Here is a 17,321-nt window from a genome sequence, read left to right as displayed (position 1 = left end):
AGTTTATAGGTGCCTGTAACTGTGTTAACTAATCCATCGCAAGTCATTATTCGTAATCAAGACAGCCTAAGCCAACATAAGGTGTTAGTGCTCAATCATGAAGCCGATCTACTGCCAAAAGCCCTGCTCGATGTCGCGGCCTCGGTCGATGCCCTCGCCTTGGATTATCACCATTATTTACACTTAGCGCCGCACGCGAATTCAAAACTGCGTTGCTACTTCGGCCATGAACTGCCACATCAAGACCCAATTACACCAGAAAAGTACGATACGGTTATCGTTTATTTCCCCAAGGCTAAACCCCTCGCACCCTATCTGTTTAACCTCGCCGCCAGCCATCTTGTGCCTAACGGCCAGCTATTAGTCGTTGGGGAAAACAAAGGCGGCATTAAGTCTTTAGTTAAACTCTTGCCTGAGTATTTTGCGACGGGGATGAAGCTCGATAATGCCCGCCACTGCCTACTGTTTGGTAGCCATTTAGAGGGCAGCGCCCCGGCAATGAAACTTAGCGACTGGGTCAGTCAGTATCAACTCACAACGCCGCAAGGCGAGATCAGTATCTGTAATTTAGTCGGGGTATTTAGCGAAAAACGGTTAGATCTCGGCACTGAATTATTATTGTCACACCTACCAACACTCTCGGGTCGAGTGCTCGATTTTGGTTGCGGCGCAGGCGTGATCACCGCAGCCCTACTAAAAGCACAACCGAGCCTATCCCTAGAATGTGTTGATATTAATGCCATGGCGTTAGCTTCTTGCGAACTCACCCTGGCGGCCAATGGCATGACAGCCAAAGTGTATCCATCCGATGGGCTCGCGCAAACCACAGGAAAATTTAACGGCATTATCTCTAATCCGCCGTTTCATGATGGCCTCGCCAGCACCACCAGCATAGCGCAGAACTTTGTCACCGATAGTGCTAAGCAATTACAACATAATGGTATTTGGCAAATAGTAGCCAATCGCCACCTGCCCTATTCCGATATTATCGCCGCCGAATTTGGCCAATTGAAAGTGGTTGCCGATAACAACAAGTACAAGTTGTATTACTTCCAGCACAAATAGATGTTTGATTAATAACGCGCAGATGCTTTCGCTGAAGCGCGTTATTGGCAACCCAGCCACTCACTCTTATCCCAATCCCTGTTTGTTTTTAGATAAAACCTCCCTTTCATCGTGTTACAAAATTCAATATTGTGATCTGCCGCATGCCAGCGATTCTGACAATTCCTCACTTATAATCACTCAACAGCCGTTCCTAACATAGGGATTCGATTTAAAACATCAAAATAATGGTTAAACCTAAAATCAATATAAGTTGTGGTTTATTCAGTAATTTTTGTTATAAAACCAGAGATAACACTGATTATAAGACTCAATTTTTTATAAAAAACTATTTTAAAATTCACTCATAGACCATTAACAACAAAATGACAACATTTGCTGATTTTGCAGCCAAAAAGGCTTCTTTACCCTAAGTTTCTACTGTTATACTCAAAACAGCTTCTTAACAAGAATAAAACGCAATTACTAGGAATGCCCCTATGCTGGACCCTGAACTCATAGAGCTAAACAGCGATAAGACAAAAGCTGAATTGCGCCTGATCCCGAATGTCCATGGTCCAGTCACCCATGAAGACATAATGCGCCTGTTATCTTTACCTGAATTCGCCGCCCTGTTTCCGCTAGAACCAGCCATTACTAAAACCGTCGCTAAAATCAACTCTCTTTGTAATCAAGACGATGGAAAATTTGAGCTCTATACTACTTTGGCCGAACGTCGCGATGGCAGCATAGCTATCGAGATTAGTCCCGATAAAATGCAAGCCAGTCTTAAACTTACCGCAGCATGGGGTGGTAAACAGATAGATTTGCCAGAGATCCTCACTCATCTCAAAAAAAACAACGTCTGCATGGGGCTAAGCAAACTCAAAATTCAAGCTCTACTAAAGCAACTCAGCACACTCAAGCCAGGGGAAATCTGCCAAAGTGAAATAGCCCAAGGCAAAGCCCCTGTTAATGGACTCAATGCGGTACTAGAACGCAAAGTATTCCTTGCGCGGGAGCGCTTGCTTCAGCCACAAGAGCGCGAAGATGGCAGTGTCGATATGCGCAATTTAGGCGCAATGATCGTTGTTAAAGCCAATGATCTCTTGATGGTTAAACATTTAGCCACCGAAGGCACTCCGGGCTACAACATCAAGGGCGAAGTCCTTAAACAAAAACCAGGTAAGGATGCCGTGCTTCAAGCGGGTACTGGCACAGCCTTTCATCCCAAAGATCCCAATAAACTGATCGCCACAGTGCCGGGGCAACCCGTCGAAACCCGTACAGGTATGAATGTCGATGATGTACTGCAACTTAAAGACGTCGACATCAGCACAGGCCATGTCACCTTCAAGGGCAGTATTTTAATTACAGGTGATGTCCACGAGGGCATGATAGTTAAAAGCTCAGGCGATATTACCGTGATGGGGTTTGTGGACTCCGCCACCCTTGAAGCAGAAGGCGATGTCACTGTGAGTAAAGGCATCATTGGCCGCCAGATTAAAGCCAATGAATACTCTACCAATATCTATTCTCAAGGGCAGATCAGCGCCCAATTTGTGCAATATTCTCAATTAGTTGCCAAAGGTAATATCTTAGTAACTAAACAGTTGCTGCACAGTAATACCAAAACCGCCGGCAGTTTAACGGTCAGCGATCCTAGCGGTCGTCGTGGCGATCTGGTTGGTGGAGTCGCACACGCTGAAAAAGGCATCACGGCGGTTGTCATAGGTGCAACGGCAGGGACTAAAACTGACGTTTACTGCGCAATGGGACAGGCTGAACTCAAGCAAGATCTCAAGCTACTCGATGAGAGCGTTAAAGCTATGGTCGTCGCCAGTTTAGATATCGAGGCTCGCCTCAATAAATTGCCCCCCAAGTCAGAATGGCAAGCTGACGCGGTTATGATTGAGCAAATCAAGATGATGCTTGATGAAAAGAATCGCATCATGGACGAACGTACCCGTGAAGAGCTTGAATTCGATACCTTTAAACAAGAAGTCGAAGGCTACTACGAAAAATACCGTATCGAAGTGCTTAAACACGTATTCCTTAACGTTGAGCTGCATATAGGTCCAGCAAATCACCGTACGGCACGTGAACATGGCACTTGTTGTATTGCCAATGTTAATCAAGAGATTAACTTTGACTATAACGCCAAGGCAAAAGCTGCACCGAGCACATAAGGTTCACTAGGGTTCTTAACGCCAGTGCTGAGGCGGCTTTCACTCAGCAGCCAAACCTCTGAACTCGTTCTGGCCTCTATCTATCTTCTCCAAGCGTGGCATACTGCTCACAGATAAACGCACGCAGCAGTATGCCAAGCCACCTTCTTGCTAAATCCTAATCCTTGTCTACTGCCGCCGATTGATCTCAGAGAATACCTCAGAGCCCATTTTAAACTTCCTAAGGATCTGAAATGACTAGCGTTAAGATGTCGAGTATTGAATGGCCAGCGATTGTAAAACTGACTCAAAATGACGAATTACTTTACCTAGAACATCAAAGAGATTGGCTCGAACTGGTCTGTCTCTATCAGCATCACTTCATCGAAACCGATCAATTATTAGACTCCAAAGGGCAGCGATACCTTATCAGTGCCTGTCCACAAAAAATCCATGAAGATCCTGTTGGCGAATTACCTCGATTACTGCGCCAAAAACAGGATTTGCCACTCAATGAATTTATCAAATGGGTTCAAAATCATGCCCAAGCACTAGGACAATGTTGTGTCGCTAAACTGGCTTTCACGACAATTGCCCAAGGCATTGAAATTGTTCGTACCCTCGATGAATAAACAGCAAGCACATGATAAGCCATAATAAATGGCTATCAATAACTCAGTTAATCAATAAAAAACAATATGACCTTAAAAGCTAATATCCTCATAATCAATTCACAGGCATAATTTGCCGCGGTGTAACAGCGCTAAGCCAGACGGTAAAGCGCTTAAGATGCACTCCAAAATAACCGTTTTCTGCGTCGACTCAAGAGATGACGTTTAAGTTGGCACTAAATATACAAACAGATGGAACCGAAATTGGAACTACTTAAGATTGACTGCTTAGGCAAACAACTGCGCTTAGAAGGCTCGCTCGCGGGCTGGCAACAACTCTACTGGGACAACACCTTAGTCTCACAAAAAGAAGCTTCCGTCGATAATGGCGGCCTCAAAGTCCATGTCTTTGAGCTCACCCACCACAGCAGCCCATTGGTGACAGAAAATGGTGAGCAAGCCATCGCCATGACAGAAGCTAAAATCCAAGTTCGCCTCGAAACCGATCTCGTTTGGCAGCCTTTCCGCCTCGATTACTGCTTGCTGATGGATGACAAGATTATCGACCAAGGGCGACGGACAGAGAAAGATATCGAACGCCAAACACCAGAAACGCCCATCGTTAAGCAGCAAAAAATCAGCATGATAGGACTCGCCTCCCTCGGCTTTAAGCTGTTAAAAAGCGCTAAAGTCATAAAGGTGGTGTTAGCGGGCGCCAGTGTTGCCGCTTACTCTTGGCTATTCTCCTTCCAATTCGCCCTCGCACTTATCGCCTGTTTGGTATTTCACGAGTATGGCCATATTCGCGCAATGAAATATTTTGGGATGAAAACCAAAGGGATCTACCTTATTCCCTTTATGGGCGGACTCGCGCTTTCCGATGAGAAAATTAATACACGTTGGCAAGATGTGGTGATTTCTATCATGGGACCGACCTTTGGGCTCTTGATGTCCATCGCTTCCTTGATTGCTTACCACGCAACAGGCAATGTGTTTTTTGCTGGCCTTGCTGCCTTTAATGCGCTGCTTAACCTATTTAATTTATTGCCTATTTTGCCACTCGATGGCGGGCATATTTTAAAGAGCATCAGTTTTTCGATGAACAGCATCATGGGGCTGGTCGCCTGCGCCGCTGGTGCCGCTTTCGGAGTGTATATCAGCTACACCTTAGGCTTAGCGCTATTGGGCTTCTTGTTGTTGATCGGCAGCTTAGAAATTATTTTCGAGTGGCGCACTCGCCATCAAAGCCACCTGCTGCCATTAGACAAATACGGGCAAATCTTCTCGGTTATTTGGTACTTGCTCACGGTTGGTGCCTTAGTCGGCATCATCTGGCACTTAGCGGGAACGGGCGATGATATGCTCAGCTTGCCGCTGCAAATATTACGCAGCTAATGTGGCTTAACGGCTAACCGCAGTGCAAAGGCACTAGCACGAGTGCCTGCACTTGCCCAGAGTGATGCAATACAAAAAACCGCTATTAATAGCGGTTTTTTATTTTTATGTCGCGCTGTGATGCTTTTACAAAAATGCGCTATTCCTTTGCCAAAGGCGGGGCGATATCACTGCCACCAAGGGCTTGATAAAGCGTTGCTTGGGCGGTGAGTTGGTTATAGCGATTCTCGAGTAAAGCCGCCTCGGCGCTACGACGATTCTCTTGGGCATCAATCCAATTCTGAATACCGATAGCACCATTGCGATACTGGCTCTCATAAATGGCTTCAACGGCCGCCGCGGCACTGAATTGCTGCGCCAACTTCTCCCCTTGATAGCGATATTGCTGCTTAGCCGAAATCGCGTTATCGACATCTTCAAAGGCGGAATAAAGCGTCTTGCGATAATTCACCACTGCAGTTTGATAATCAATATCGGCAATATCATTATTGATTTGCATTTGATTCCACTGCAAAAAGGGCAAGACTAGCCCAGCGCCTAAACTGCCAACGGGATTACGTAACAACTCTTTTAACTCAGAGGTCGACTCTCCAATACCACCCGTTAAACTCAGGCTTGGGAAATAACTCGCATAGGTCGCATCTTTACTCGCCAAGGCGGAGCGCAGTTGATACAAGGAGGCCTTCACATCTGGGCGTCTGATTAACAAATCTGCAGGTACACCCACGCTAACGTCCGGCACTGCCATATCGGGGAGTTGCTTAATCTCAACCCAAGTCTCCCCTAAGGCTAAACTCTGCGCCGGATCAGCAGCTGGCGCCTGATTGAGTAATATCGCGAGGGCATTTTTAGCCACAGTTAATTGTTGAATAAGCTGGCTATGCGCCGCCTCTTGTCCCGCCATACTGCGCTGCGCTTCGAGCACATTCACTTGCGTCACGGCGCCAGAATCATACTGCCTTTGGGTTAATGCCAGCGTTTGCTGACTGTACTCGATACTCTTTTGGCTTAAATCAATCCGTTGATTTAAATAACCTATCTGCCAATACAAGGATGCAGTGGTCGCCACTAAGCTTTGGGTGGTACTTTCTCTATCTTCGGCACTCGCCAGCGCAGTCCATTGGGCTTGGTCGATATTGGCCGACACTTTGCCCCACAAATCCACCTCATAACTCACGGACAAGTTGGCTTGATAGCTCTTAGTCGCATCGCCGCCCTCAAGTGGCTGATTACGGGAAGCACCAAGATTGGCCGATAATTGCGGATACAGATCGTCCCGCGTTAGCCCTGCCTGCAAGCGCGCTTTACGCAGCGTTAAGGTCGCCAGCGTTAAGTCATTGTTAGTGCTCAATACTTGGCTAACCAGCTTATCGAGCTGCGGCTGATGAAACTGCTGCCACCACGGGTCGACTTTTACTTGCTCGTTCACTGTGGTGTTTTGCCACTGTTCTGGAATAGCCAGTGCGGGTGGTTCAAAGTCTGAACGCATAGCACTGCCACAACCACTCAACAGGGCTATGCACAGAGCTGGTCCCAAAGCCGTGCAAACAGCAATAGCACAGCTACGAGGCGAAAATGGTCGATTAAATAGTCTAGTATTCATGGTGTTATTACTCTCTGGCTAGTGCATCAACGGGATCTAACTGCGCCGCATTGCGGGCGGGTAAGAAACCAAATAGCACACCAATTAAGGTCGAGCAGGCAAAGGCGGCAACGATGGAGGTGGTGGAATAAATCATTTGGAAACTGCCTCCCGTTTGAGCAAACACCACGCCAATTAAGTAGGACAAGGCGATGCCTAAGGTTCCACCACACAAACACACTAAAATGGCTTCGATAAGGAACTGGCGCAAAATATCACTCTGGCGCGCCCCCACCGCCATACGAACACCGATTTCACGGGTTCGCTCAGTCACAGACACTAACATAATGTTCATCACCCCAATTCCGCCAACGACAAGGGAAATCACCGCGATAGCCGAGATCAGTAAGGTCATGGTTGCTGTGGTTTTTTCGATGTTCTGCCTAATGGTATCGGTATTAATGGTGAAGAAATCTTGCGTGCCGTGGCGCATTTTAAGCAGCGCGATAATGCCCTGCTCCGCCGCGTTACTCGGCACAGTTTCATCGAGTCGAACGGTAATACCATCCAAATAGTTTTTACCCACCATACGGCCAGAAACTGTGGTGTAAGGCACCCACACATTAAGCGCATCGCTGTTACCAAAAGCACTTTCTTTGGGTTGAGTCACACCTATGATACGTACGGGTAAATCTCCAAGGAAAATCACTTGCCCTATCGCCGAGTTATTGTCGGCAGCGCTGTTAGGGAAAAGCTCCTTACGGGTATTGTCATCAATCACCGCATCTTGGGCGAGCGATGCGACACTGGCATCATCCCAAAATTGGCCCTGCGCTAACTCGTACCCTCTTACACGGAAAAACTCAGGTCCCACACCATTCACCGATGCCGATACCGCTTTATTACCAAAACGAACCGTTGCAGTAGAGCCAATGCTTGGCGTCACGCTATCAACATAGGGTAAATTTTTAAGAGCATTTGCGTCCGTTGCGGTTAAGGTGCGTACCCTCGCCGAGCGTCTATCGCCAAAACCAGAACCGGGGCGAATATCAATCGTGTTAGTCCCCATCGAACTGATACTTTTGAGAATGGCCTGCTGCGAGCCTTCACCTAAGGCCACCACAGAAACCACTGAGGCGATACCGATAATAATCCCGAGCATAGTCAAGAAGGTACGTAACCTGTGGGTCGACATCGCCACCAGCGCCATTTTAAGCGCTTCGACATATCTGTCCCACGAAGCCACCCGCGCACGCGAGCCATCTTTTGCTGCCACTGCATCGTTAGGCTTTTGTGGCGCTGTATTTTGTAACGTTGAGCTTTGCGATGTCGAAGTTTGTGGCTTAGCCGTTTGTTTATCCTGACTGCGCTCATCGCTGATGATCACGCCGTCTTTGATTTCGATAATGCGGTCGGCATATTGGGCCACATGCATATCATGGGTCACGATAATGATGGTATGACCGTCGCTGTGAAGCTCCTGCAACAACTGCATCATTTCTTCGCCGCTGTGACTATCCAACGCACCCGTCGGCTCATCGGCAAGGATCACATCGCCGCCATTCATCAAAGCGCGCGCCACACTGACCCGCTGTTGTTGTCCGCCACTGAGCTGATTGGGTTTATGGTCAAGCCTGTCGCCAAGGCCTAAACGCGTTAACAAATGCTCGGCCCTGTCTTTACGAACCGTGCGTTCTTTACCCGCATACACAGCAGGCACTTCGACGTTGCCTATGGCGGTCAAATCGCCCAGTAAATGATAACGCTGAAAGATAAAACCAAAGTGCTCGCGGCGCAGCTGTGCTAACTCATCAACGTCCATAGTCGAGGTATCTTGGCCGTTGATAAAATACGCGCCCTTTGACGGCTTATCTAAACAACCAAGAATGTTCATTAGGGTCGATTTACCCGAGCCAGAGGCGCCCACTATCGCCACCATCTCGCCACGGCCAATCGACAAGTTCACATCTTTCAGCACAGTGAGTTGCTGCTCACCCGCCTGAAAAGTGCGATAACAACCTGAAATTTCAAGTAATGCCGTTGTCACTGTTAAAACCTCACGCTAGGTGGGCGACGTAATTTACTGCTGCCATCATCGGAAGACGGCATGCCAAGCACAACCTGATCGCCTTCCTTCAAACCCGCGGTGATTTCAGCATTGATTTTATTGTTAATCCCCACAGTGACATCCACATATTGCACTTGGTTATCAACTAATACAGGCACTTGATATTGCGGGCCGCTGCGGGCTTTACGCTCGACAGACTTAGTCTCTGTCACCGCGGATTTCTCCCTCGGCTTTATACGCAATATCTGCGCAGGCACTAATAGCGCATCATCGGCCTTAGCTAACACTATGGACACCTGCGCCGTCATGCCGATACGCAAGGTGCGGTCAGGGTTTTCTACATCAAACAGACCATGGTAATAAATGGCGTCTGAGTCGCTAGAGCTCATATTGCTATCGTCGCCATCCATCGAAATCGGCCCAGGCTCAATCGCCCTCAAAACGCCACGGTAGGGATGATTCGGTTTTCCAAGGACAGTGAAATACACGGCTTGACCCGGATGGACATTGACAACATCGGCTTCGGAAATCTGCGCTTTAACTGTCATGGTATCCAGCTGCGCCATTTCAACTATGGTCGGTGTTGTTTGATTAGCGTTAACGGTTTGCCCCACTTCCACCGCGGAATACACCACAGTGCCATCCATCGGCGCGGTAATTTTGGTATAACCTAAATCGATTCTGGCACTGTCGACGTTAATCTCAGCCTGTTGTTTTTGCGCTTCTAATTGCTCAAGCTCGGCTTGATAAACCGTTAGATTAGCATCGGCCACTTCATAATCGGCACGAGAACTGGCCTTATCGGCAAGCATTTGCTGCTGGCGGCTAAATTCCAATTTAGCTTGGCGGATCTGCGCCTGTTTAGCACGGAACTGAGCATTGATACTCTTGAGTGATGCGAGGGCATCCTTCAAATTATTCTGCTGCGCTAGGCTATCAATCTGAGCAATCAAATCGCCTTTCTTTACTTCATCACCCAGTGCCAGCGGCAAACTTAAGATTTGCCCCGATACCTGTGCGCCCACACTCACCAGTTTGGATGCCTGCAACATGCCATTGGCAAGTACTGAGTTTTCGATATCGCCACGGCGCACCGCTTCAGTTACATAGGTAGGTACCGTTTCAGGCTTATGCCACATAAAATAAGCACCGCCACTGAGGAGTATTAAGCCGCTTAACGCGAGCAGCAATTTACGCTTTGAGGATTTTTTCATCGGTATTGTCGTGTCCATCAATGCTAAAGACAGCAAGCATTCATCTTGCTAAGGAACTGAAATTGTTCCAACAGTATATAGAGTTAGCCAAAGACAGTAGACGAAGGAAGTGTCGTTAACAGGTAAAGATTTGCAAATATCTGTGTAGAAATTGACAAGGAAAGCACGATTGAGTGGTGCTTAGACTGCCATGCCAATTTAGTGCGATACCAAATCGTCAGGTGATAAATTGTTGTTGTCTACATTCTATGACTATGCCACTTGTGGTAGTTCAGCCATTCAAACGAATCTAGATACAGACTTCATTTGATTCTTTTTCAAGAAAAATCAACGTCGTGGTGCTTCACCCCACACCCGACCAAGGAGGACTGCTCGTCCTATCCTCCTTGGATGCTCCATGACACCCCACCGGAGTTGAAAGCCCCTTGTGCTCATTGCCAAATTTGCTATCGCTTCCGAAGAATGCGTCCCCACACCTGCAAAAGCTAGCTTGTCATTTATGCAGGAACAATAAATGGCCTTGCCTAAAGTGCGTTAAATTCTCGCTGAATCCTGCATCTTCAGGTTGTTTGGGTATATAATCCCGCGCCATAGCCCTATCAGCAGGAAATGCCATGCACGACATTATTGAGCAACTCCAAGAACGCAGCGAAACTGTTCCTGTACCACTCGAATTACCCACATTTGAGCAGCTCGTCGAAGTCGAAGAGCAAATCCTGATTTCATTGCCAAGGGAGCTAAAAGAATACCTGTTGTATGCCAGTGATGTAATTTACGGCACGATAGAGCCAGTAACAGCATCGGATCCCTACTCGCACACCTACCTGCCCGAAGTGACTTGCTATGCGTGGTCCATCGGTATGCCAAGGGACATGATTGCCATATGTCAGCAGGGTGATGCTTTTTACTGTATCGACCAAGATGGTCAAGTACATTTCTGGAAAAACGGCGACTTTACCGATATCTATTGGGAGTCGTTTTGGGAATGGGTTGAAGAAATCTGGTTAAAGATCAAATACTAATTTTACTTTTATTGCATTGAGAACACGATTATGTCTAAGAACATTGGCTTGAATGCCATCGAAATGAGCTACTTACGCCAGTCACTCAGCTTAAGCGCGGCTCAAGTTGGTGCTCTGACTAACCATAGCGAAGCCGATGTATTCGCCTGGGAAAGCGGTGAACAACTGGCACCTGAGCTGGCACAAAAGAAACTGCTTGATATTGATGACATCATTGAGATGCAAGTGCTCAACACCTGCGATGGTATCGAAGAACTATTTAAGAAAGAACCTAAACGTCACTTAGCCTTCGTGGTCTACCCCACTCAAGCGGTTTACACACAATACAACCCCGAATTCTTAAGTTCACTGCCTTTTACTGAGCTGTACAACACGGCCGCTTGGCGCATTAAGAAAGAGTGCAAACTGGTCCTAGAAGTCGACGTCAGCCTAGTGGCTCTCGACGTGGAGGCCTACAAAGCCTTCCGTGAACCGACCAAAATGAGTGAAAGCCGCGAAAGTCGCGCTAAATGGGCCGCTACTCAGTTATAAGCGTGTAAATCCAGAAGCTTAGTACTCGCATTAACAATAAAGGCAGATATCACTATCTGCCCTTATTATATTCTCATAATGATTTTCAGATAATCAGCGACTTAGAATGATTAGCCCTTAGCGGCCACCACAGCATCCATCTTCTGTAAAGCCGATTGACGCGACGGCAGCGCAGACAACCTATCGCGATAAGCGGCGAGTTTAGGTGGAATGGCTTGTTCGAACAATGTGCCCCACATTAAGGTATGGGCCAGTAAAATATCCGCCACCGAAACGTCATCACCGAGCAAAAAATCACTTTCAGGCAACATGGCTTCGGCCAATGCAACCGCCTTATCAAACTCCCATACCGCACAAGGCATGATCTGCGGATGACGCTGCTCCTCCGGTAAAGCAAACTTATGCTTACCCATAGTCCAAAGCGGCTGCTCAAGCTCAGTAATGATGAAGCTCACCCATTGATGGTGCAAACCCGATGCGTTACTCCCCGCGGGTGGCAACAACTTACCCTCGCCATACTTTTCTGCTAGATAAAGGCAAATCGCCGCAGATTCGGATAACACTAACTCTTCATCAGTTAACACAGGCACTTTACCGCAGGGATTTATCGCTAAAAATGCCGCGCTGCGATGCGCACCTTTAGTCATATCCACAAAAGAAAAATCCCAATCAACACCCAACTCTTCCAACACCCAAGCAACTCTTAATGCGCGACTGCGCGGTGTGCCATATAAAGTGATCATTGCAACGTCCTTTTAGTCCGGTTAATTCGTGTCCTAACGAAGATACACTGAGTTTGCGTTAGTGCAAATCTGCCCATAAAAAACGGCGCTTAATGCGCCGTTTCGATTTCACTACACTTTGATATAAAGCACTGAGCTATAAAACTCGTAGGCTTAATATTAGAAGTTCATTGAGAGTTTAGTGTAAATGTAGCGACCCATTGGATTATGTACTGATGTCACGTAACCGTAGAGGTCGGTATCACCATCACCGATAGCGAATGGTGGTTCTTCGTCAAATACGTTGTTCACGCCTAGTGTCAGCTTGAACATCTCATTGAAGCGATAAGTACCTGACATGTCGACTAAAATTTGAGCATCAATTGTACGAGTTTTGTTGAAATCTTCAAACTCACCGATATAACTCAAATTTAAATTGGCGGCAAAGTTATCCATAGTCCAGTTGGTTGTCGCTAACCAACGATTCTTCGGATACTTATACTCTCCGGTATAATCGACCACTTGATGAGTATCATCTTTTTCAAAGTTATGCAGATAACTCCATTCAAGACCGAACTTAAGGTCGCCATAACTATCGAGTTCGAATCCATAATGGGTCGACACATCCATACCCTGAACTTCTTGCGAACCTAAGTTAACAAAGCTTGAGCGGATCACATCTAGTGCGCCAAATGTTTGACCAGCTTGAGGTGCTAGGCGCACACACACAGTGCTGTTCTGATCGTTACAATTAGCGTCATAAATATCCTGCAGTAACAACTTATCAATCTTATTATCTTGAGTGATGCTGTAGATATCGAAACCAATATCGAACTTCTGGCTTGGCGCCCATATCATGCCGATATTCCAAGTCTCTGACTCCTCAGCCTTTAACTTTGGGTTACCTGCAAACTCAGTCGTTTCATCAGACAAGGTACAACCTTGACCGTCGGCTGCGCAGCGATATTTATCAATTAGGAAGCTACTTTCTTCAGATGGACCCAAACCAATTTGCGCTAATGAAGGCGCACGGAACCCAGTAGACCAAGAGGCACGCGCCGTTATCTCATCACTAATACCCCATTGGAAAGCAATCTTAGGATTAGTGGTTGAACCAAAATCACTGTAGTGATCATATCGACCCGCAAGTTGCAGCTCGAAGTTATCCGTTACAGGGATGGAAAATTCAGTATACGCCGCCCATTGATCGCGATCGCCCTTAGCTGACACAGCTTCGGTACCAAAAATCAATCCACGTTGAAATTGCTCATCCGGCTCGTCGCTGATGGCTTCTTCACGATATTCAACTCCAGCCGCCATCATGATATCGCGATCAGCAAGGGTAAATGCTTGACCTGAGATATTCGCCGCATAGGAAGTCATGGTTGACAGACCTTGGCGCACTAGACTGGTGGTAATATCATCAATGACATCTTGGGAGTTCATGGTGCCACCGAAAGGATTGTAACGACCCGCATCAATTTCACGTTGCAAATAATCTGTTCTTACCCAACCTTGGCTGCGGTCACCCGTTTGAGTTGACTCACTGCGCCCCTTTTGCACCGTAGCTTCCCAGTCCCAGTCTTTAACTACACCGCGTAAACCTGCGACTAAACGTAGAGTATCAGATTCAATATCCCAACGACGCGCACCCGCATCAACGGTGCGGAAACGACCGATTTCAATATCTTTCCCCCACGGGTTATTTGGATGAGTTCCAGGTACGGTTAAGCCAGCTTTCTCATCAAGTGGCGTCGGCGCACCGCCCGCTTCCGATGTGTTGTGCTGGGCAGCTAACTCGAGGAAAGCGGTTAAATCATCATTAAAGTGATATTCGAATTGACCAATAGCACCCACACGTTCAGCAGCAGGCACAACAAGGTTATACGGACCATAATCAAAGACACAAACTTCACCGTCTATATTGCGATCGGCAGGGCAAGCTGGGTCAACTGTCGGCACCCCATCCACATAAAAATACCCAGGAAAACCACGGGAAGAACGCGAATCTTCACCGCCGTAAGGACTCTGATCTGCAGTTCCAAAACGGCCTAAATCCGTTGCCGCTAAAGTATCATTTTTAAAATAGTCGAGAATGATAGAGGCACTGCCCTTATCGGACTTCATCCCCCACACCATATTCGCAGTAGTTTCATCGTAGCCAGTGCCTGAAGCATCACCGTAGCCAAGATTGACCTCAATGCCTTCAATGTCTTTTTTCAGAACTATGTTAACCACACCCGCGATCGCATCAGAACCATAAATAGCCGATGCACCGTCCTTCAGTATGTCGATACGTTCAATAGCTGATACCGGAATATTATTGATATCAACAAAGGAATTAGTGATACCTTCGGCAAAAGCACTCGCCGCAACACGACGACCATTAATTAACACTAAGGTCGCGTCTGGGCCTAAACCACGTAGACTGATAGATGCGCCGCCGTTGGCGGTTGAATCTTGGCTGTTACCTCGGGTAGAAAACGCGCCAGCACCATTGGCAGGCATGCGTTCAAGTAATTGCTGCAGGTTATCAAATCCCATATTGGCAATATCGTCTTTACTGATCGATTGAATAGGGGAAGGGCCTTCAATATCGGTACGTTTAATACGGGAACCCGTTACTTCAATACGTTCAACTTTTTCTGCACCTTTATCGGCAGCATGGGCCACTGTTGGCGTACATGCCATAGCAATTGCGATTGCACAAGCACTGGGTAGAATCTGAGGTCTGTTCATACATTTCCCTTGTTTTATTTATCTCATTAAAATTATTTTAACAATAAGAAAACCCTAAATTAACAACATACAAGGTAATGAGTTACAAACCAAAGTCAATGGCAGAGAAATAAAAGTTAAAATTTTGTTACATTTGAGACGGTGTATTTTCCTCATACGAGAATCAAAGTAGGTCTAGGCACTAAAGATTCAACCTACAAGACAAGTCGCAGTATTTGAATATCAAAATTTAAGGAAGAAAGATGGAAGACAAGATTATTTATCAAGCAGAGTTTGAAACCCATTTAGGTCTGTATTGGTTACTCTCAGGAGCCGCCTATTTCAGTCTAAGCATAATAGGTATTCCCTTGTTATTGCTTTGGTTTCCAATCGGGCTGTGGGGGACTCGCCGCTATATTCGCAATATGAGTGCCGAGCTCACCAGCAATAAACTTATTGTCAGGAGGGGCATATTAACTCGTACTGAAAACACAGTGCCTTTGGACAAAATTACCGATATGGCATTGATCCAAGGCCCAATTATGCGCCTATTTGGTCTGCATAAACTCACGGTAGAAACCGCAGGGCAATCGGGCGCAGGCGCATTGATAAGCTTAGTCGGCATAGTCGATGCGCCTCAATTTAGAACCCGCGTATTAGAACAAAAAGAACGGCTTACCCAACCCTTGCACCCAACAATCCCATCGGCACAGCCAGATAATACGCTGTTACAAATCGTAGCCGAAATGGCTGCAAGCTTAAAACGCATTGAAACTTTACTCAGCCAAAAATTAAACGGATAAATTGAATAAAACAACTTTTAGTTCAATCACTTTACCTTTAATGTTGAGCCACTCACTTAGCGTTAGCGCAGCTTTTACATGAGCGCAGCCTTAACATGAGGGAGTGTTCGATTCCCCAGATTAATTTTCAACAGGCATTTTTAATAACGACATGACAGAATCTTCAGTAACTTCTCCTTCATCCTCTTGGATGACACACCTAACTCTCGGCATTAAAGCCATGGGCCCAGGTGTTCTTATGGCCGCAGCGGCGATTGGCGCATCCCATTTAGTCGCCTCGACTCGGGCGGGCGCCGAATTTGGTTGGCAACTGGCTTGGGTTATTCTTGGGGTGAATTTACTTAAGTATCCCTTCTTTGCAGCTGGCGCACGCTACACAGCTGCCACAGGGGAGAGTCTACTGCACGGCTACCAAAAACAGGGCCGAGGTTACTTACTGCTGTTTACTGGGCTCAATGTGATCGCCGCCATTGCCAGTACAGCAGGGGTGTGCATGTTAACCGCCGCTATGTTGACCCAATTTATTCCGCTGCCCATCGATTGGTTAGCACTGCTGGTATTTCTGAGTTCTTTGGCTTTACTGATTTTAGGCCATTATCAACTGCTTGATAGACTCACTAAGATCATCATGTTCGCCCTAACCTTAACCACCTTAATTGCCGTGGCCTTGGCTTGGGATCATGCTCAACCATTAGCGAGCAATTTTGTCTCTCCTTCACCTTGGCAATGGGCCCATGTGGGATTTTTGGTCGCCATGATGGGTTGGATGCCAGCACCGATTGAAGTCAGCGCTTGGAATTCTCTCTGGTTGCTCGAAAAACAAAAAAGCCAGACGGTCACGAAAGCGCAGGCACTGCTCGACTTTAACTTAGGCTACATCATCACTGCGATCCTCGCGATCGTGTTTTTGTCCTTGGGCGCTTTAGTGATGCACGGCAGTGGCGAACACTTTTCAGATTCCGGCGCACAATTTGCTAATCAATTGATTAATCTTTACAGCCAAGTGATGGGCGGCGAGAGTCGTTATCTTATTGGTATTGTGGCATTTCTGTGTATTTTCAGCACAACAGTAACAGTAATCGATGGCTATAGCCGTACCTTAGATATGGGCTGGCAATTACTCACCTCAAAGACCAGTTCAGATAAACGCCTCACTGGGATTATGCTCGCCATCAGTGCCTTTGGCTTATTACTGATCCTCTTCTTTAAAGGTGCACTCTTACCGTTACTCGAGTTTGTGATGATCTTGGCCTTTATGACCACAGTCATTTTTGCTTGGTTAAATTACCGCTTAATGACCAGCAAACAGCTTCCCGAGACAGACAGATATGGGACTAAGATGAAACTACTCTCTTGGTTTGGCCTGATTTATCTACTGATTTTCGCGGCACTGTTTATCTATTGGTACAACATCATTAAAGGTTAATTGCCCAGAATGTTTAT

General features: G+C 46.7%; 13 protein-coding genes. 8 read left to right on the top strand and 5 right to left on the bottom strand.

All coding sequences use genetic code 11. From position 1 onward, the window contains the following. Positions 1 to 21: 21 nt before the first annotated feature. The 4 genes from L5M38_RS15100 (at position 22) to L5M38_RS15085 (ending at position 5,218) form a co-directional block, all read left to right on the top strand. Positions 22 to 1,065 (top strand): methyltransferase, encoded by a 1,044-nt coding sequence (locus L5M38_RS15100; RefSeq protein ID WP_263146794.1) that lies wholly within the window; start codon positions 22 to 24, stop codon positions 1,063 to 1,065. Positions 1,066 to 1,544: 479 nt separating this feature from the next. Further along, positions 1,545 to 3,233, top strand: a complete 1,689-nt coding sequence (locus L5M38_RS15095; protein ID WP_198573564.1) for a DUF342 domain-containing protein — start codon at positions 1,545 to 1,547, stop codon at positions 3,231 to 3,233. Between the two features lie 233 nt (positions 3,234 to 3,466). Further along, on the top strand, positions 3,467 to 3,844 hold the full coding sequence (locus L5M38_RS15090; RefSeq protein WP_263169411.1) for a DUF4144 domain-containing protein: 378 nt from the start codon (positions 3,467 to 3,469) through the stop codon (positions 3,842 to 3,844). Positions 3,845 to 4,075: 231 nt separating this feature from the next. Then, positions 4,076 to 5,218: a site-2 protease family protein gene (locus L5M38_RS15085; RefSeq protein ID WP_263179571.1), complete on the top strand. Its 1,143-nt coding sequence runs from the start codon at positions 4,076 to 4,078 to the stop codon at positions 5,216 to 5,218. 139 nt (positions 5,219 to 5,357) lie between these two features. On the opposite strand, the gene L5M38_RS15080 is transcribed toward L5M38_RS15085, so the two are convergent. Genes L5M38_RS15080 through L5M38_RS15070 form a run of 3 tightly spaced genes read right to left on the bottom strand, consistent with a single transcriptional unit; the run spans position 5,358 to position 10,082 of the window. Beyond that, positions 5,358 to 6,821: an efflux transporter outer membrane subunit gene (locus L5M38_RS15080; protein WP_263179570.1), complete on the bottom strand. Its 1,464-nt coding sequence runs from the start codon at positions 6,819 to 6,821 to the stop codon at positions 5,358 to 5,360. Positions 6,822 to 6,828: 7 nt separating this feature from the next. Then, positions 6,829 to 8,847 carry a MacB family efflux pump subunit gene (locus L5M38_RS15075; RefSeq protein WP_131525063.1) on the bottom strand — a complete coding sequence of 673 codons (2,019 nt, stop codon included), beginning with the start codon at positions 8,845 to 8,847 and terminating at the stop codon, positions 6,829 to 6,831. Positions 8,848 to 8,849: 2 nt separating this feature from the next. Further along, positions 8,850 to 10,082 carry an efflux RND transporter periplasmic adaptor subunit gene (locus tag L5M38_RS15070; protein ID WP_263179568.1) on the bottom strand — a complete coding sequence of 411 codons (1,233 nt, stop codon included), beginning with the start codon at positions 10,080 to 10,082 and terminating at the stop codon, positions 8,850 to 8,852. A gap of 614 nt (positions 10,083 to 10,696) precedes the next feature. Here L5M38_RS15070 and L5M38_RS15065 point away from each other — a divergent pair. Together L5M38_RS15065 and L5M38_RS15060 are read left to right on the top strand one after the other, a co-directional pair. Then, a complete protein-coding gene (locus tag L5M38_RS15065) occupies positions 10,697 to 11,104 on the top strand; it encodes an SMI1/KNR4 family protein (RefSeq protein WP_113939053.1) in 408 nt (135 codons plus the stop codon). A 30-nt stretch (positions 11,105 to 11,134) separates the two neighbouring features. After that, entirely contained in the window at positions 11,135 to 11,635 is a 501-nt protein-coding gene (locus L5M38_RS15060; RefSeq protein WP_212599720.1) for a DUF4447 family protein, read from the top strand. A 110-nt stretch (positions 11,636 to 11,745) separates the two neighbouring features. Here L5M38_RS15060 and L5M38_RS15055 read toward each other — a convergent pair whose 3' ends face one another. Together L5M38_RS15055 and L5M38_RS15050 are read right to left on the bottom strand one after the other, a co-directional pair. Beyond that, on the bottom strand, positions 11,746 to 12,378 hold the full coding sequence (locus L5M38_RS15055) for a glutathione S-transferase family protein (RefSeq protein WP_263169418.1): 633 nt from the start codon (positions 12,376 to 12,378) through the stop codon (positions 11,746 to 11,748). Between the two features lie 159 nt (positions 12,379 to 12,537). Further along, entirely contained in the window at positions 12,538 to 15,096 is a 2,559-nt protein-coding gene (locus L5M38_RS15050) for a TonB-dependent receptor (protein WP_212599718.1), read from the bottom strand. Positions 15,097 to 15,338: 242 nt separating this feature from the next. Here L5M38_RS15050 and L5M38_RS15045 point away from each other — a divergent pair, with 242 nt between their 5' ends. Together L5M38_RS15045 and L5M38_RS15040 are read left to right on the top strand one after the other, a co-directional pair. Continuing rightward, positions 15,339 to 15,878 (top strand): PH domain-containing protein, encoded by a 540-nt coding sequence (locus tag L5M38_RS15045; protein WP_212599717.1) that lies wholly within the window; start codon positions 15,339 to 15,341, stop codon positions 15,876 to 15,878. A 151-nt stretch (positions 15,879 to 16,029) separates the two neighbouring features. Beyond that, positions 16,030 to 17,304 (top strand): Nramp family divalent metal transporter, encoded by a 1,275-nt coding sequence (locus tag L5M38_RS15040; RefSeq protein ID WP_263179567.1) that lies wholly within the window; start codon positions 16,030 to 16,032, stop codon positions 17,302 to 17,304. Positions 17,305 to 17,321: the final 17 nt, after the last annotated feature.

The sequence above is a fragment of the Shewanella sp. SM101 genome (genome assembly GCF_025654465.1).
Taxonomy (GTDB): domain Bacteria; phylum Pseudomonadota; class Gammaproteobacteria; order Enterobacterales; family Shewanellaceae; genus Shewanella; species Shewanella oncorhynchi.
The sequence above is the reverse complement of the archived record's forward strand: the minus strand, read 5'-3'. Positions and strand labels throughout refer to the sequence as shown.

Coding starts and splice junctions, on each gene's coding strand:
- L5M38_RS15095 (WP_198573564.1), top strand. CDS start 1,545: ATGCTGGACCCTGAACTCATAGAGCTAAACAGCGATAAGACAAAAGCT.
- L5M38_RS15090 (WP_263169411.1), top strand. CDS start 3,467: ATGACTAGCGTTAAGATGTCGAGTATTGAATGGCCAGCGATTGTAAAA.
- L5M38_RS15085 (WP_263179571.1), top strand. CDS start 4,076: ATGGAACCGAAATTGGAACTACTTAAGATTGACTGCTTAGGCAAACAA.
- L5M38_RS15080 (WP_263179570.1), bottom strand. CDS start 6,821: ATGAATACTAGACTATTTAATCGACCATTTTCGCCTCGTAGCTGTGCT.
- L5M38_RS15070 (WP_263179568.1), bottom strand. CDS start 10,082: ATGAAAAAATCCTCAAAGCGTAAATTGCTGCTCGCGTTAAGCGGCTTA.
- L5M38_RS15065 (WP_113939053.1), top strand. CDS start 10,697: ATGCACGACATTATTGAGCAACTCCAAGAACGCAGCGAAACTGTTCCT.
- L5M38_RS15060 (WP_212599720.1), top strand. CDS start 11,135: ATGTCTAAGAACATTGGCTTGAATGCCATCGAAATGAGCTACTTACGC.
- L5M38_RS15055 (WP_263169418.1), bottom strand. CDS start 12,378: ATGATCACTTTATATGGCACACCGCGCAGTCGCGCATTAAGAGTTGCT.
- L5M38_RS15050 (WP_212599718.1), bottom strand. CDS start 15,096: ATGAACAGACCTCAGATTCTACCCAGTGCTTGTGCAATCGCAATTGCT.
- L5M38_RS15045 (WP_212599717.1), top strand. CDS start 15,339: ATGGAAGACAAGATTATTTATCAAGCAGAGTTTGAAACCCATTTAGGT.
- L5M38_RS15040 (WP_263179567.1), top strand. CDS start 16,030: ATGACAGAATCTTCAGTAACTTCTCCTTCATCCTCTTGGATGACACAC.